The following is a 15,255-nucleotide window of genomic DNA, read 5'->3' as shown; positions in this document are numbered from 1 at the left end:
CGAGCGAAATTTCCATGAACACTTCCGAATACAAGCGCGTTGTCCAGGAACTCTGCAAGGTGGTCGGCTTCGATTCGCCGAAGACGCTGCTCGACGGTGGCCGTTTGAGAATCGACGACTATCTCGTGGCCTTGATCTATGACGAGAGTTTCGACCCGGATCTGCTACAGGTTTATATCGACATGGGCCCGCTTCCCGACAATCGGGCTGATGTCTACAAGACGTTTCTCATGATCAATTTCAAACTCAATGCCAGCCAGCGCGGCTCGCTTGGCGTGCATCCGCAAACCGGGCATCTGTTTTACTCGTTCCGCTACCGGCTCGACCAGCAGGCGTCGGGTCAGGCGCTGCTCGATTCGCTGATCCGTTTCGTCGGCGACGTGGGGCTCGAGACGCTGGCGACGGTGTGAACCGATGGTCAAGGTGACTTCCGGGAGCAGCCCCGGCGCGTTCGATGAGCAAGGCGGCGATAAGCACAAGGAGGCGGAGTCGTCCAATCCGCCTCCGACTCACGTACGTCCACCGTCAGTGGCCGGTCTGAGCGCGCGACCGCGGGAGCATCCCGACGCGTCGAAGCCCGCAGCGCCTGCGCGGGCTGCAGCCGGTACCGATCCGACCGCACCCGCGACGCCCCCCGCAGCACGCAGGCAACGCGCGCTGCCGGCGCTGTCTCGAGCGAAGACCGCCCCTGCGGCGCTGCCCGAAACCTCGCAGACTCGCGACGCCGACGCGGAAGACATCAGTCGCGCGCTTACGTTGATCGAGGCGGCCAACCGCGCCGATGTGAAGCTGTCCGCGAAAGATATCGCGTATGGGCTCGGATACGAGCGAGCCCCGGTGATGGGGCGCCGCATCGACGCGATGAAACACCGTTTGCCACGCCTGAAGAGCCGTTGTGAGCGGCTCAAGGAGGTGGTCGACCATCTGCATCAGCGTGCCACGTGGGAGCAGCAGGAGCGGGAAGACCGGGCACGTCTCACCGAATGGTTCGGTTCGCAGGGGCCGCAGACACGAGCCAGTCTCGACGTGGATTTCGCAGACGCTGACGGTGCGCTGATGATGCAACCGCTAACGGTGCGTGCACAAGCTTCTGGAGACAACGCGTTCGATGCGGGACACATGGTGTCGTGGCCACCCGAGGTGCTCGCGGCATTGCCATCTGAACAACGCGAGTGGCTCGATGCGCGGCGCGACTTATGGAATGCCTTGGGCGTTGAAAGTGGGCCACAGGTACCGGTATTCATCGACGATCATTTCGAGAGTGTCACGTTCCAGGCCGACGGCGACATGCCGCGCGAAATCGAACGGCTCAGCGAATTGAGTCCCGCGGCGAAGCGCGCGCTGGATAAGCTGCATCGGCAGGGCGCGACGCTGCAGTTCGTCAAATGCAAGCAGACGCCTGATGGCGTGCTGGAAGCGATTCGCCATGTGGCGACTCAGTCGCAGCACAATTTCGTGTCGAACTGGTTGCCTGATCTCGTCAAGGCGGACATCGAGCCGACGGTGATTCAGGCGGACCGGGATCGCATCAACGAAAACCATCCGAAGCAATGGGCAAAGTCTCTGGCTAAAGTGGATGACGCCAGTTTTCGGGGCCAACTGCTCGAGCGCCAGTCCGCCGGGGAGCTCGCCGACAAGCTGGATTTCACCCGTTCAACCGGGTTGATCCGCACCTTTTCCGGCAGCGTCATGCGTGTAACCGCAAGCGGTGGCGACGCTGCCTCGACGCGCGAGCTCGCCGCCCTGAATGCAACCCTTGGCAGTACGTTCGGGCGCGAGTACGCGCACCGCCTGTTGACTGCCGACGACGCCAACAGCACCTCGGAAGGCGCCCAGGCGATCATCAAGTCGTTGGCCGTGATGGCGCCGACGGTGGAAATCGTTCAGGACGCGCTGCATCTGGGCGGCGTCGCAAAGTTCATCGCGGCTTCAGGCGACGATGTCATGGCCGAAGCCGCCGAACTGTCGGCGCTGCGCGGCGCCGGCATGACGCCGGCCGAAATGCGCAAGCGAGTCGTGTTCCTCGCACCGTTCGCGGCAGCGGCCCTCGCCGCAGCCAGTTCGATCGACGAGGTGGCGCACAAGGTCGGTGAGCGGGTCGGCGGCGCGTTGTTCTCCGTCGGTGCGGTACTCCTGTCCGCGGTGACCGGCATCATGTCGGTCAAGTATTTTGCCGGCCAGTATCGCCAGTTGGAACAGGAGGGCAAACTGCCAGGTCATCTGGCGCTTCCGCCCGAATTGCACGGCAGGCTCGACGAGTTGAGCGAGATGGACTTGTCGAAGGAGCGCTTGATAACGATCGTCGACGATGCGTTGACAAGTTGCGGCGCGGAACCGGCCGAGCGCGAGGCGGTGGTGGCGCGCATGAGCCAGTTGGACGCGCCGGAGATCGCGGCGGCGTTTCTCGAGCAGAGCAAGCCGGTGGGATGGCGCGAAGCCTGGGGCGCGGGCGCGCGGGAAGCGATGGGCATCAATCCGGCACGTCTTGGGCTGACTATCGGGACCTACACTTCTCCACTGATGGGCGCGGCACTGGGGCCATATTTTTTGCATCAGCCGGTTCTGTACGCGATCGCCGGGTCCTATGAGACGATCATCGGCGCCGCGTCGATCTGGGCGTACAAGCGCACCTTCGATGCACGCTGGAACCGATACGTGAGCCGGCAGGAAGCGTCTGAAGATCAGGATGGCCGTTCGAGCCAAAGCTGATCGAAGCCATGAAACGTGCCACGCTGCAGGCGCCGCGGTTCGGCGGCGCCCAGTTGCAAGTCGGGCAGACGATGCAGCAACGCGCGCAGCAGCGATTCCAATTGCATGCGCGCGAGCGCGACACCCATGCAGCTATGCGGACCCGCGCCGAACGTTAGTGAACGGCCCTGAGTGCGTGCGAAGTCGATCTCATCGGGCGAGTCGAATTCGTCCGGATCGCGATTGGCGGCGCCGAGCAGTAAGGCGACCAGTTCGCCGCGCCGGATCAGATGGCCGTCGAATTCGGTATCTTGCCAGGCATAGCGAAAGATCGCCTGCACGGCGGGATCGTAGCGGTACAGCTCGCGCACCGCTTGTGGAATCAGCCCTGGATCGTCGCGCAACGCGCGCCATGCGCGAGGCTGGCGCAACGCGGCGGCGACGCTGTTGCCTATCGACAGCAACGTCGTGCCGTAGCCCGCGATGAAGAGAAACAGAATGTTGACGAGCATTTCGTGGCGCGTGAACTCCCCCTCCTTCTCGAGGCGCAGAAACCAGGCGACCGGATGCTCGGGCGAGCGGGCCGGATCGATCGCGCGGATGAGAGAGTCGATGTGATCCAGAAAGGTTTGCGTCTGTGCCACCGCGTGAGCACGCTGCCCGGCACTCAGCGGGGCACCGCTGATCAACTGCCATGCGCCCATGGACGCCTGCAGATAGTTTGCTGCGTTCGATACCGGAAAGCCGAGCAGGTGGCAGATCGTGCGCAGCGGCAAGACGCTTGCCACCTCGGCGACGAGATCGAAACGCGCGGCGTCCTGCAACGGTTCTAGCAGACGCGCAATTTCCGCATCGATGAAGTCCTGCAGCGTAGCGAGCGACTTGCGCGAGAACAGGGGTGCGAGCAGGTGCCGCAGGCGGTCATGCTGGTCCGCATGCTGGAACACGATCATGCTTGCATAGCCGAGCGGGTCGTCAGCCGCGAGATCCATCGTCGGCGGCCGCGCGGAGAAGTTGCGATTGTCGAGCATGCGCGTGATCAGCGCATGTGACGAGAGCAGCCAGACGCCGCTTGCATCGCGATGCACGGGGCAATTCGCGCGCAGGTAGTCGTACACGGGATACGGATCGTCGAATCCGCTCCCGATGATCGAAGGCAGGACGCTGCGTAATTCCAGATCGGGGGTGTCCAATGTCATGTCCGGCCCAGTGGGCAAAACTCAAGCGCAATGCGCCGAACAACGCAACCCGCGCCTGCTTCACTCAGAAAGTCAGGCGCCACGGTTGCGCGAGCGATCAGAAATCGTTTTGCTGATTCAGGTCGCCGTCGGCGATGCTGACTTGCGAAGACGAGAACGTGACGTTGCCGCCGTCGCCCTTGGTCCCTTGCACCGGACCACCGGAAGCCAATAGTTGAAACGGGTTCTGACCGCCGGTTTCCAGCCGCTTGATTTCATCCGTGGCGCCGGAATTGAGCGTGACGCTGCCGTCGGCCCCAATGACACCCACCGAATTGCCGCTGCCGTTGTAGAGGGTGCCGTCCGGGCCTTCCTTCAGGTGCAATGCTTCGCCGCCGGCGCCCGAGTTGATCTTGACGTCGCGGAAACCTTGCTGGCCATCGCCCTGACCTTGGCCCAAACCCAGGTTCTGACCCTGGCCTTGACCAAACTCCTGTCCCTGGTTGCCACCCTTGTTCAAATAGCTGCTCGGGTCGTAGGGGCTGTTTTGAGCGCCGCTCGAGCCGGAGCTGTTGTTGCCGCCCATTTCGGAAAAGAGCTTTTCAATGTCAGAAATGAGCTGCTGTTCCTCTGCATTGTTCGATCCGCCGCTGGACTGGGAACCGTTGAAGTTCATGTTGTACATCGACGAATCGTTGTTCATAAACTGTGACGTAATCGCATTGGAGGCCATGGTTCTCTCGCAGGTTGGATGTACGGATGTCGGGGGAATCGGTGTGATCGCAGGCAGGCGCCGATCCAGCGGAAAGGGTATGAGATTGAGTGCGGCGCACCTGAGCGGATGCGAAGTGAGGTGTCGTCGCGCGAATCTCCGGCGGCCGATCGATATGCAGCAAACGGCGCGCTGTTTTTTTTGCCTGGGCGAAGAGGTACGGCTGGCGCGAGACTTCGCGTTGCCGGGCGGTTCTTCGGATTCGCCGGGCAGAGTGTCACTCCGCCTGGAATAATGAAAGGTCGCGTGCGAACGACGGCTGGGCAGGGCATATCGCGAGGACGAAACATGACGAACATTCAATGCAGTCCGAAGGTGCTCGGCGTGTTGCTGTCGATTTTCGCCGCGGGGCTCAGGGTCGACGCGCGCGCCGACCTGGAGGAACTGCTGCTTGCCTTGCGCTTGCTGCACCCCAAACCGTCCGCGGTCGATATCTGCGAGGTGCGGCTGCTCGTCAATTCGCGCAAGTGGATTGAAGCGCTGCGCCTGCTGATACAAATCGAAGAACACGAGCCGGGCTCGCCGGCCATCCTCGCATTGCAGGGCTGGTGCCTCTACGTTCTGGGCGACAAGGACTGGCGCCGCTGCGTGGCTTCGGTGCTGCGCAGTGGCGACTCGACCGGGATCGCCATCGCCGCGAGGTTTCTGGAGGTCAGCGGCGAGTCGGTCGCCGAACGGATAGCCGAGGTGCTGTGAGCGCGTTTGCGTTTTACGTAACGGGCGGGTCTGGGTGGATTCGCCGCGACTCACCCGAGTTGTGAAGAAGGCTTCCAGGTTTCAGGAATCCTTTTTGTTTGGTTGGGAAGCGTCAATATCGGATACGGCAATATGCCGGGTATTAAGCACCGCACGTCCCACGGCAGTATCGCCGCCATTTGCCTTGAGAGATGGAATCGGCGAACTTGCCGCAAATGTGCGCCGGCGTCTGGCGCCGGCAGGTTCGCGGCGAGCCCAATGAGCGGCGGCCGGAGATTAGGGAAACTCCGTGTAAAAAATGGTCCCGGCGACGCCGTTAATTGAATACGGAAGGCAGTTCGATATATGCCGTCCGCTTTCAGCACGGGCCTCTGTCACGCGGCGGTCGGCGCCGCAACTCACCTCCGGGCAACGCCCGTGCTGAAGGCTTTACTTCGGCTCGCTTGCCGCCCGCTTTGTAGCGCACTTCGTCAAGCCCGGGGGCGATCGCCCCTTTTTTAGCGGCACGCCTTAGGTCCAGCTTAATCACGGCTATTTGATAGCCGTCCCCGGGCGTATTCCAAGCCATTAAATCGGCGACCTTATTAAAGCAATTAAGTTCCCGCTTTTCTAAAATAAATTTATATCGAGTGGAATTGAACCTGTTGCAAATGCCTGATTTTCAGGCAATCAGTCATCTCTCACTTTTCTAACGTTCCGACCCGATTACGTCGAGCATATTAAACGCTGTTGCATACACACAACTTTAATATTGATATGTTGCGAACAAATTCTGTCCAGAGCAGGTGCGGCGCAGCCCGTATTTTGCGATAAACGTATGAAAAATAAAGACTTAGTGCCTGCCCCGATCCGATTGTTGCTGATTCTGAAAAATCCTGTTGCGTAAATTGCGGGCGTCCCTACTAGGGTCTCCCCCTACACTCACGCTTCGTTTAAAGGGTGCCCGGCTGATCCGAAACGGTTCGGCCAATTGGGCGGCAGCGACTGATGTATGCGCTGTTGAGGCTGGTCCCGCTCCCCGCGTAAATTTATCGAACTGGAGTCCCACGCATGAAAAAGAGTCTCATCGTTGTTGCGGTTGCCGCATCGTTCGCATCCGTCGCTCACGCACAAAGCAGCGTGACCCTGTATGGTCTGCTGGACGCAGGCCTGACGTACACCAGCAACGTCGCCCCCGCCAATGGCGTCGGCCACGGCAACGCAAAGTGGGCAGCGGGCAGCGGCGGCATCAACCAAAGCATGTTCGGTCTGCGTGGTTCGGAAGATCTGGGCGGCGGTCTGAAGGCAATCTTCACGTTGGAAAGCGGCTTCAACATCAACAACGGCAAGTTCGCTAACAACAACGGCATGTTCAACCGTCAAGCGTTTGTCGGCCTGTCGAGCGCGCAATTCGGTACGGTCACGCTGGGTCGTCAATACGACGCAGCACAAGACTACCTGGCACCGCTGACCGCAACGGGCAGCTGGGGCGGTACGTACTTCGCTCACCCGTTCAACAACGACAACCTGAGCACGAACGGCGGCTACGCAGTTAACAACTCGATCAAGTACTCGAGCGCTAACTACGCAGGCTTCACGTTCGGCGGCACGTACGGCTTCTCGAACCAGGCTGGCGCATTCGCAAACAACCGCGAATACAGCGTTGGTGCTGCATACCAGTACCAAGGTCTGCGTGTTGGCGCTGCTTACGCACAGCAGAACAACCCGGCTGCAAACGTGAGCGGTGCTTCGGACGGCGTGCTGGCTAACACCTCGGGCGTCATCACGGGCAACTTCCGTCAACGTGAGTTCGGCGCAGCTGCTGCTTACTCGTTCGGCCCGGCTACCGTCGGTGCTGCATTCACGCAGTCGCGTATCGACAACCTGGTTGGCGCAGCAGTTGGCCAACGTCAAGGTCGTTCGAACAACTACGAAGTCAACGGCAAGTACAACCTGACGCCGGCAATGGCTCTGGGCGTTGCTTACACGTTCACCGACGCACGTGGCTACGGTGTCAACGCTGCTGGCAACGACATGAAGACCCGTTACCACCAGATCGGCCTGCAAGCTGACTACTCGCTGTCGCGTCGTACGGACGTCTACGCTCAAGCCGTGTACCAACACGCAATGGGCGACGGCGGTGTTGCTTCGATCTACAGCGGCGACAACACCGTGCCGGCATCGTCGTCGAAGAACCAGACGGCTGCTACGATCGGTCTGCGTCACCGCTTCTAAGCTTCAGCAGAAGCTGGTTGTTGTAAAAAAGGTGCCGTTCGCGGCACCTTTTTTTATGGGCGCGCCATTTGCATGCATGGTCGGCGCCCGGCGCCCGGCGCGAATGCCGGATGCCGTGGCGTGTCCTGCTGAATCTTGCCGCACCGTGCGGTACCTGGGAAATCGTGCGCAGACCTGGCGTATTCAACCAGCGCGACCAACGTATTGCGATTTCTGACAATTGCACACACGAGCCTGACAATAATTGACTTTCCTGAGGGCGTGCTTGGGGTAGTCTGAAAAATGATCAATTTATAGACACCATTTTCGCGGCGGCGCTGGCATTTGCGCTGCGGGTGCGCGTTCTTACTGCATGGATACTCCCCCTTCAAACCTGCCGGCCCGCTCACCGGCCGTTCAGGATCTCACCGACGAGCAATGGCATCGCATCGTGCCGCTCCTGCCTGAAATGAAAGACCTCGGGCCTCGGCGTGGCCGTCCCAGCATCGACATCCGTTGCGTGGTGAATAGCGTGCTGTGGGTGTTGCACACGGGCAAGCCGTGGCACGCGATGCCCGACCGGTATGCGCCGTATCAGACCGCGCATCGCTACTATCTGCGCTGGAAGAATTCAGGTGTGCTGTCGAACATCGCGTTTGCGCTATTCGACGATGATGCGATGCTGGCGCGGCCTGTCACGCGCCGGAGCGACCCGCGCGCTGCGTAGCAGTGTCTACGCGGGTTCCGTCTGCAAAATGGAAAAAGCCGTTATCCGCCTGGCGGGTAACGGCTTTTTTATCGGCAGCGTTGACGAGCTATGCCGGGCGACTGCATAGCACGCCGCTCAATCACGCCTGCTGTTCGACCTTGAACACAGCAACTGCATTTCGCAGACGTTCGGTCTGCTCATCGAGCGACCCCGCCGCGGCCGCGGCCTGCTCGACTAGCGCGGCATTGCGCTGCGTGACGTCGTCCATCTGGCGGATCGCGAGATTGACTTCACCGATACCCGAGCTTTGCTCTTTCGAGGCCGCCGAAATCTCGTTCATGATCGCGGTGACGCGGCGCACGGCGTCGACTACTTCGCCGATCGTGCTGCCGGCCTTGCCTGCCAGCGTCGAGCCCTCGCCGACCTGCGCGACGGACTGATGGATCAGCACCTTGATCTCCTTGGCCGCTGTGGCGCTGCGTTGCGCGAGATTGCGCACTTCGCCCGCGACGACCGCGAAGCCACGGCCTTCTTCGCCGGCGCGCGCCGCTTCTACCGCAGCGTTTAGCGCCAGGATGTTGGTCTGGAACGCGATGCCTTCGATCACGCTGATGATCTCGCCGATCTTGCGTGAACTATCGGTGATGCCGGCCATTTTCTCGACCACGTCGTTGACGACCTGGCCGCCCCGCGCGGCAATATTCGATGCATCCGTCGCGAGTTCCGACGCGGTTGCTGCATTGTCGGCGTTCTGCGTGACGGTCTTGGTGAGCTCGTCCATGCTCGCGGCGGTTTGCTGTAACGAAGCGGCCTGTTCTTCGGTACGGCTCGACAGATCCAGATTGCCTGCGGCGATCTCCTTCGAAGCGATCGTGATCGTCTCGGCGGAGGTCTTGATCCGCGCGATGGTGGCAGCCAGTTGATTGCGCATCTCGCGCAGCGAGAACAGCAGGCTCGACGCGTCGTCATGGCGCAGGTCGATGTGCGTGGCGAGATCGCCGCGTGCGATCTGCATGGCAATCGTCGCCGCCGTGGAAGGTTCTCCGCCGATTGAGCGCGACACGTTGCGCACCACGCGCGAGGCCACGAACGACACCACCACACCGAGCAGCACCAGCATGCCGGCCGAGCGCGCGAGGGTGGCGTAGAACTGGGCCTGGATGTCGTCCATATAGGCGCCGGCGATAAAGTCCCAGCTCCACGGGGTGAAACGCTTCACATAGCCGATCTTTTCGCTCGGCGCCGTTTCACCGGGTTTCGGCCACCAGTAGCGCAGATAGCCTGCACCGCCCGTCGAGCCGCCTGCCTGCGCGATGTCGTGGTACAACGCGTTGCCTTTGGCGTCGCGGAAGCCGCTCATATCCTTGCCATTCAGCTTTGGGCTCATGGGATGAGCGACCATGACCGAATCGCTGCGCACGATCGTCACGTAGCCCGATGTGCCATAACGCTGTGCATTGATGCGGGCGATGGCCTGCTGTTTGGCTTCATCGACCGGGAGCTTGCCCGCGTCGGCTAGCTTCGCGTAGTCAGCGACGATCGATACCGCCATGTCGGTGACGTCGGCCAGGTCCGCACGCCGTGCGTCCATCTGGGCGTTGCGCGCATCGAACGCGTTCACGACGGTAACGATCAGGAGCGCCGCCCAGCAAAGCAGTATCGGCACCCATAATTTCTGTTTCAGTGTCAGGCGGTTCATTATCGGCTTTGACCATGCGTTGAACTCGGAATAGGGAGAGGCTGCAATCTGCGTTGCATAGTCGGCATAACGGCCATCGCTACGGATTCTTTATTGCGGCATCCGAAATTGCGCGCTGGAACGCGAGCGTCCGCTCTGATGCGGCCGATGAAAAGCGGGGAAATACTGGGGAAAATCGGGGAAAGTGAAGTCAAACCCGTAGAAAATGCGGGGAAATCAAGGGCCGGCGCTCGCGCGTGTCCGGACCTAGATCTGTTCCTGACCAAACGCCCCTAGGCGTTCAAGATCAAGCACGTCGATCTGGTTGTACGAGAGGCGCACAATCTGCAGCCTTTCGAGGTTTTGCAGTGCCTGGTTGATCCGTTGCCGCGATACGCCGGCCAGCAGGCCGAGCTCTTCCTGTGAAATGGCCAGCGTGCGCCCGGTGTCGGGATAGAGATCGGGATTGAACAACTGTGCGAGCGACTGGGCGACACGTGCGTCGACGTCGAGTAGGCGGCTATTCTGGATCGTCGCGATGAATTCGCCCATGCGGTTATTCAACTGCCGGATCACGAAGCCGGTAAACGGCAGGCTCGATTCCAGCAGCGCATGGAACGTCTCCGACGGCACGAACATCACGAGCGAAGGCTGGATGGTGGCCACGTCGTACTTGCGCAATTCGCGCTTGATCACGCTGCCTTCGCCGAACCAGCCGCCGGGCGGCACGCCGGAGAGCGTGCAACTGCGTCCCGAGGCGTTGTAGATGGCGAGTTTGATGAGGCCGGAATAGACCCCGATCCAGTAGTCCGACGGCTCCTGGCGGCGCGCGATCCATGCGCCTCCCTCGAGGCGCTCCGCGTAGGCGCTGGCAAGAATCATGGCCTGATGCTCGACGGCGAGCGCCCGGAACCAGGCGCAGGTGCCGAACAATTGCGGCAGGTCGGCGCGCGGGACCCGTTCAGGCCGATGCGAGGGGACGTCTGCGAGAGCGGGGAACGGGGCGTCATCCATAGGCGGCTAGCGGGGCGTAGGTGGGTGAAACCGGTTGGGTGGAGCCAGGGCGCGCCACTCTGTCATTTGAATGACAGACAGTTCACCATGACAGTTGTTAGGCTAGTTCGCTAGTCCATCAAGCAGAAAAATTGACGGCGCGGCCAGCGTCTCAGGAGACAAAGCGATGAAGCACATGTTTGAAGACGGCCTCCAGCGGCGCGAGGCCAATTACGTCCCGCTAACGCCCATCGATTTCATCGTGCGCGCAGCGGAAGTCTACGGTGAGCGGCTGGCGGTCGTCCATGGGGAGATTCGCCGAAACTGGCGCGAAACCTACCAGCGTACGCGGCGCCTCGCCAGCGCGTTGCGGCAGGCCGGGATCGAGCGCGGCGACACGGTTGCCGCCTTGCTGCCCAATATTCCTCCGATGATAGAAGCGCATTTCGGCGTGCCGATGGCCGGGGCCGTGCTCAATACGCTGAATACGCGGCTCGACGTGTCGTCGCTATTGTTCATGCTGCGCCATGGCGAGGCGAAGGCGCTGATCGTCGATACGGAGTACAGCGAATTCGCGCATCGCGCGGCGCTCGAGTTCCCGGAGTTGCGCGTGATTAGCGTGGCCGATGCGATGCCCGCCGACGCGGACAAGTTCATCCGCGCAACCGACTATGAAGCGTTCCTGCAAAGCGGCGACCCGGAGTTCGCATGGACCCTGCCCGCTGACGAATGGGACGCGATCGCGCTGAACTACACTTCGGGCACGACCGGCGACCCGAAGGGCGTGGTCTACCACCATCGCGGTGCTTATCTGAACGCGCTCAGCAATATCCTCGAATGGGATATGCCTAAGCATGCGGTTTATCTGTGGACCTTGCCGCTCTTTCACTGCAACGGCTGGTGTTTTCCGTGGACTGTCGCCGCGCGTGCCGGCGTCAACGTCTGTCTACGCAAATTCGACGCAAAGACGGTGTTCGAACTGATTCGCCGCGAAGGCATCACACATTATTGCGGCGCGCCGATCGTGCAAAGCGCGCTTGCGAATGCGCCCGCCGAATGGCGTGAAGGCATCACGCATCGCGTATCGACGATGGTGGCCGGCGCGGCGCCCGCGCCGGCGGTGATCGCCAAGATGAAGGAAATCGGTTTCGATCTGACCCACGTGTACGGACTTACCGAGACCTACGGCCCGGCCGCGGTCTGTGCGAAACAGGAGGAATGGGAAACGCTCGACGACAACGCGCGTGCCGAAATGAACGCGCGTCAAGGCGTGCGCTACCACTTGCAGGCAGCCGTCACGGTGCTCGACCCGGATACGCTCGCGCCCGTGCCTGACGACGGCGAAACGCTCGGTGAGATCATGTTCCGCGGCAACATCTGCATGAAAGGGTATTTGAAGAACGAGCGCGCTACGCAAGCGTCCTTCCATGGCGGCTGGTTCCACACCGGGGATCTCGGCGTGCGGATGCCTGACGGCTATATCCGCATCCGCGATCGCAGCAAGGACATCATCATTTCCGGCGGCGAGAACATCTCGAGCATCGAGGTCGAAGACACGCTGTACCGTCATCCTGCGGTCTCGGTTGCCGCCGTGGTGGCGATGGCCGATCCGAAGTGGGGCGAGGTACCCTGCGCCTTCGTCGAGCTCAAGGAGGGTGCTCAAGTGAGCGCAGAGGAGATCATCGCGCACTGCCGGCTGTTTCTTGCGGGATACAAGCTGCCCAAAGCGGTGCGCTTCGGCGAATTGCCGAAGACGTCGACGGGAAAAATTCAGAAGTTCGAACTGCGCGCGCGGATCAAGGCGGAACAAACCGGATAGATCGCGCACGCTAGTCTGGTCTAGCGCGCCGAATGGCGCGCTAAGTGTTGTGGAACGATGCAAGCGCGGGGTCCCGCGCGCATCAGGTTCGACAAGCGCTTAACCGCGCGTGTCGACCCAGCGGCGTGCCCAGCGTGCCGAGTGCTGCAGTGCCTGTTCTTCGTTCGGGAAGTAATCGAGCGAATAGAACTGGTAGCGCCCTTCGGTACGTGCGCTGTCAGCGCGTTCGAGCAACAGGTTGGATGAAAAGCTACCGTCGGGCAAACGATGCGCCGAGGGTTTGACGGCATAGCCGTTGTAATGATGAATATGTTTGTTTTGCATTTTATATTTTAATAATGTTCGAGTGCGCGCCTGCCGTGCGAGCCGTTTGTACGGGTCACGCGGACGAGCCGATTCAAGCCATTGCGAGCCGAATCCAAACGCAGTCGGAAAGCTAAAAAGGGCGTTGAAGCCAGAGGGGAGAATGAGGTGCAACGAGGCGTTTGGCGCTTAGGCTAGCTGCTCAACACACATGCAGCTAAAAGCGATCGCGCCAACTGTGGGAGACAAAGCTCCGCGAGGATGTCGCTGCAGCCCGATGTCCGTTGCCGGACACCGAGCCCTTCAAACTTACAGCGGCTTGATGTTAGCCGCTTGCAGACCCTTCGGGCCTTGCTTCGTTTCGAAGCTCACCTTCTGATTCTCAGCCAGCGTCTTGAAGCCGTCGCCGCTGATTTCGGAGAAGTGCGCGAACAGGTCGTCGCCGCCCTTGTCCGGGGTGATGAAGCCAAAGCCTTTGCTGTCGTTGAACCACTTAACGGTACCGGTATCCATGAGGAATCCTTGAGTAAAAATAGAAAAATTTGCTCGGTTGAGGAGCGCGTGAAGCATCAAGGAGGGAGAGGACAACGAATACCGCTGAGGAGCGAGACATTGATGAACAGCAATCGAACTTCTTGAACTTCGGACGTCACAGTAACCGCCGGGGCATGCCGGCGTCAATACTTATCTTGTAACTGTTTTGTTATGAACGTGGCTTGCCTGTGTTCGGCTTGCGACGATGCGGCCCCGTTACTGGCTTGCCGGCTCGTAACGCACGGCAAGCCATTCGAGCAGCCTTGCCGTTTCAGATACCCACTTTGTGCGCTGTCAGGATCAGGCGTAATCCAAGTGCGGCGACTGCGCTCGCGGCGACGCGATCGATCCAGGCCTTCCACCGCAAATACATTTCGCGCGGCCGCTTGCTCGAAAAGCACAGCGCGACCACGGTGTACCAGCCGGCTTCAATGGCGAAGATCGCGGGGGGCAGGGCGAAGTAGCACCACAGCGGCGGATGTTGCGGAAGCAGGGCCGCGAAGATACTGCCGTAATAGACCGCCGTTTTCGGATTGCTGAGTTGTGTGCTCAAACCAATCCAGAAAGATTTGCGCGCATTGGTGTTGGCGCCTTGCGCGGCATCGAATGCGAGCGGTTTGGCGGCGCCGCGCCAGATCTTCGACGCAAGGTAGATCAGATAGAGGCCACCGGCCACTTTCAAGCCGACATATAGCCACTCTACGGTCGCGAGCAGGGTGTACAGACCGAGCAAGGCAATCGCGCTGAAGAACACGCCGCCGATGCCCATGCCCGCTGCTGTCGCGAGGCCGTCGCTACGCGAGAGTCCGATCGAATTACGGGCAACGATGACAAAGCTCGGTCCAGGGCTCATGGCGCCGAGCAGCAGCGCGGCGAGGATGGTGGCGATGGCGGTCGAAGCGGGCATTTTTGTGTATCTCCTGGAGGCGGCAATGTGAGGCCGTCGGATCCGTGAAACATAGCATGAGAGAGTGGGGTTTTGTTCTTTGGCCGGTGTGAATAGAACTCGTAGGAATTGGAACAGGCCTGTGTCAGGCGCAAACGGAAATGACAAAAACCCCCCTCGTCACAGGTAAGCAATCACTTGCTGCAAGCAGCGGAAATTGGATGCTAGAATCACTTTCCATACGCTAAAGCAGCCTTGGAACACCAAGGCCGACCGGGCGCGATTCGAGCCGCTTGCCGACGAATTCCCCTAAATCCAGGATTTATTGGGCATGATTCCAGATGCGAATTGTCACGCATCGGGAGAGGCGTCGTGAGTTCGCTTTGCACCCAACCCATCTGATTTACCCACAGGCTTCGCGTTGTTTAGCGAAGCTTTTTGTTTTTCGAACGCGCGCACTATCAGCCGCGAAACCGGTACGTTATGAAAGAGCGAGAAGAACAACGGCTGTTCGACCTCGACGGGAATGCGCGTGAGCGCCTGATCGTGTGGATCCGCCGCCGCATGGACGAATACGGCATAACGATGGAAGCGCTTGCCGAAGCGATTGAGGCCGACAAAGCAGCAGTCCGCGCGGTGATGTATCGCGACGCCTTCGGTAATACGTGGGATGGCCATGGCGATAAACCGGACTGGCTCGCGCGCGCGATCTACGCCGGACAGAACATCGACCATTTCCGCTGCTGAGCGCAAAAAAAAGCCCGCGCGGGGCGGGCTTAACTACTCGGAGTTTCGCGATCCAGTCG

At 60.6% G+C, this 15,255-nt stretch carries 14 protein-coding genes; 7 read left to right on the top strand and 7 right to left on the bottom strand.

Annotation, left to right across the window (positions count from 1 at the left end; genetic code table 11):
* Nucleotides 1-14: 14 nt before the first annotated feature.
* Nucleotides 15-410: a type III secretion system chaperone family protein gene (locus GH665_RS37365; protein ID WP_153142017.1), complete on the top strand. Its 396-nt coding sequence runs from the start codon at nucleotides 15-17 to the stop codon at nucleotides 408-410.
* 4 nt (nucleotides 411-414) lie between these two features.
* On the top strand, nucleotides 415-2,709 hold the full coding sequence (locus GH665_RS37360) for a hypothetical protein (protein WP_153142016.1): 2,295 nt from the start codon (nucleotides 415-417) through the stop codon (nucleotides 2,707-2,709).
* Here the strand turns inward: GH665_RS37360 and GH665_RS37355 are convergent.
* Together GH665_RS37355 and GH665_RS37350 are read right to left on the bottom strand one after the other, a co-directional pair.
* On the bottom strand, nucleotides 2,682-3,887 hold the full coding sequence (locus GH665_RS37355; RefSeq protein WP_153142015.1) for a cytochrome P450: 1,206 nt from the start codon (nucleotides 3,885-3,887) through the stop codon (nucleotides 2,682-2,684). The two genes, GH665_RS37360 and GH665_RS37355, sit on opposite strands and share 28 nt — an antisense overlap.
* A 97-nt stretch (nucleotides 3,888-3,984) precedes the next feature.
* A complete protein-coding gene (locus GH665_RS37350; protein ID WP_153142014.1) occupies nucleotides 3,985-4,599 on the bottom strand; it encodes a hypothetical protein in 615 nt (204 codons plus the stop codon).
* A 327-nt stretch (nucleotides 4,600-4,926) separates the two neighbouring features.
* Between GH665_RS37350 and GH665_RS37345 the strand changes: the two genes are divergently transcribed.
* The 3 genes from GH665_RS37345 to GH665_RS37335 all read left to right on the top strand — a co-directional run bounded on the left by GH665_RS37345 (nucleotide 4,927) and on the right by GH665_RS37335 (nucleotide 8,254).
* Entirely contained in the window at nucleotides 4,927-5,334 is a 408-nt protein-coding gene (locus tag GH665_RS37345) for an HrpB1 family type III secretion system apparatus protein (RefSeq protein WP_153142013.1), read from the top strand.
* A 1,050-nt stretch (nucleotides 5,335-6,384) separates the two neighbouring features.
* Complete coding sequence (locus tag GH665_RS37340; RefSeq protein WP_153142012.1) at nucleotides 6,385-7,548, top strand: porin; 1,164 nt, start codon at nucleotides 6,385-6,387, stop codon at nucleotides 7,546-7,548.
* A gap of 352 nt (nucleotides 7,549-7,900) precedes the next feature.
* Nucleotides 7,901-8,254, top strand: coding sequence for a transposase (locus tag GH665_RS37335; protein ID WP_153142011.1), 354 nt, complete (start codon nucleotides 7,901-7,903; stop codon nucleotides 8,252-8,254).
* A 121-nt stretch (nucleotides 8,255-8,375) separates the two neighbouring features.
* On the opposite strand, the gene GH665_RS37330 is transcribed toward GH665_RS37335, so the two are convergent.
* Both GH665_RS37330 and GH665_RS37325 read right to left on the bottom strand, forming a co-directional pair.
* Nucleotides 8,376-9,935, bottom strand: coding sequence for a methyl-accepting chemotaxis protein (locus tag GH665_RS37330; protein ID WP_153142010.1), 1,560 nt, complete (start codon nucleotides 9,933-9,935; stop codon nucleotides 8,376-8,378).
* A 246-nt stretch (nucleotides 9,936-10,181) separates the two neighbouring features.
* A complete protein-coding gene (locus GH665_RS37325; protein ID WP_153142009.1) occupies nucleotides 10,182-10,928 on the bottom strand; it encodes a Crp/Fnr family transcriptional regulator in 747 nt (248 codons plus the stop codon).
* 166 nt (nucleotides 10,929-11,094) lie between these two features.
* Between GH665_RS37325 and GH665_RS37320 the strand changes: the two genes are divergently transcribed.
* Nucleotides 11,095-12,726: an acyl-CoA synthetase gene (locus tag GH665_RS37320; protein WP_153142008.1), complete on the top strand. Its 1,632-nt coding sequence runs from the start codon at nucleotides 11,095-11,097 to the stop codon at nucleotides 12,724-12,726.
* 99 nt (nucleotides 12,727-12,825) lie between these two features.
* Here GH665_RS37320 and GH665_RS37315 read toward each other — a convergent pair whose 3' ends face one another.
* The 3 genes from GH665_RS37315 to GH665_RS37305 form a co-directional block, all read right to left on the bottom strand.
* Nucleotides 12,826-13,050, bottom strand: a complete 225-nt coding sequence (locus GH665_RS37315) for a hypothetical protein (RefSeq protein ID WP_025495857.1) — start codon at nucleotides 13,048-13,050, stop codon at nucleotides 12,826-12,828.
* A 288-nt stretch (nucleotides 13,051-13,338) separates the two neighbouring features.
* Nucleotides 13,339-13,542, bottom strand: coding sequence for a cold-shock protein (locus GH665_RS37310; RefSeq protein WP_012428559.1), 204 nt, complete (start codon nucleotides 13,540-13,542; stop codon nucleotides 13,339-13,341).
* 292 nt (nucleotides 13,543-13,834) lie between these two features.
* Nucleotides 13,835-14,470: a LysE family translocator gene (locus GH665_RS37305; RefSeq protein ID WP_153142007.1), complete on the bottom strand. Its 636-nt coding sequence runs from the start codon at nucleotides 14,468-14,470 to the stop codon at nucleotides 13,835-13,837.
* Between the two features lie 462 nt (nucleotides 14,471-14,932).
* Between GH665_RS37305 and GH665_RS37300 the strand changes: the two genes are divergently transcribed.
* A complete protein-coding gene (locus tag GH665_RS37300; RefSeq protein ID WP_025495855.1) occupies nucleotides 14,933-15,196 on the top strand; it encodes an H-NS family nucleoid-associated regulatory protein in 264 nt (87 codons plus the stop codon).
* Nucleotides 15,197-15,255: the final 59 nt, after the last annotated feature.

Source organism: Paraburkholderia agricolaris (genome assembly GCF_009455635.1).
Classification (GTDB): Bacteria; Pseudomonadota; Gammaproteobacteria; order Burkholderiales; family Burkholderiaceae; genus Paraburkholderia; species Paraburkholderia agricolaris.
The sequence above is the reverse complement of the archived record's forward strand: the minus strand, read 5'-3'. Positions and strand labels throughout refer to the sequence as shown.

What these genes read in the sequence shown, in the direction of transcription:
- GH665_RS37305 (WP_153142007.1), bottom strand. Translation starts at nt 14,470, where the DNA reads ATGCCCGCTTCGACCGCCATCGCCACCATCCTCGCCGCGCTGCTGCTC.
- GH665_RS37365 (WP_153142017.1), top strand. Translation starts at nt 15, where the DNA reads ATGAACACTTCCGAATACAAGCGCGTTGTCCAGGAACTCTGCAAGGTG.
- GH665_RS37330 (WP_153142010.1), bottom strand. Translation starts at nt 9,935, where the DNA reads ATGAACCGCCTGACACTGAAACAGAAATTATGGGTGCCGATACTGCTT.
- GH665_RS37340 (WP_153142012.1), top strand. Translation starts at nt 6,385, where the DNA reads ATGAAAAAGAGTCTCATCGTTGTTGCGGTTGCCGCATCGTTCGCATCC.
- GH665_RS37350 (WP_153142014.1), bottom strand. Translation starts at nt 4,599, where the DNA reads ATGGCCTCCAATGCGATTACGTCACAGTTTATGAACAACGATTCGTCG.
- GH665_RS37360 (WP_153142016.1), top strand. Translation starts at nt 415, where the DNA reads ATGGTCAAGGTGACTTCCGGGAGCAGCCCCGGCGCGTTCGATGAGCAA.
- GH665_RS37355 (WP_153142015.1), bottom strand. Translation starts at nt 3,887, where the DNA reads ATGACATTGGACACCCCCGATCTGGAATTACGCAGCGTCCTGCCTTCG.
- GH665_RS37325 (WP_153142009.1), bottom strand. Translation starts at nt 10,928, where the DNA reads ATGGATGACGCCCCGTTCCCCGCTCTCGCAGACGTCCCCTCGCATCGG.
- GH665_RS37310 (WP_012428559.1), bottom strand. Translation starts at nt 13,542, where the DNA reads ATGGATACCGGTACCGTTAAGTGGTTCAACGACAGCAAAGGCTTTGGC.
- GH665_RS37345 (WP_153142013.1), top strand. Translation starts at nt 4,927, where the DNA reads ATGACGAACATTCAATGCAGTCCGAAGGTGCTCGGCGTGTTGCTGTCG.
- GH665_RS37300 (WP_025495855.1), top strand. Translation starts at nt 14,933, where the DNA reads ATGAAAGAGCGAGAAGAACAACGGCTGTTCGACCTCGACGGGAATGCG.
- GH665_RS37335 (WP_153142011.1), top strand. Translation starts at nt 7,901, where the DNA reads ATGGATACTCCCCCTTCAAACCTGCCGGCCCGCTCACCGGCCGTTCAG.
- GH665_RS37320 (WP_153142008.1), top strand. Translation starts at nt 11,095, where the DNA reads ATGAAGCACATGTTTGAAGACGGCCTCCAGCGGCGCGAGGCCAATTAC.
- GH665_RS37315 (WP_025495857.1), bottom strand. Translation starts at nt 13,050, where the DNA reads ATGCAAAACAAACATATTCATCATTACAACGGCTATGCCGTCAAACCC.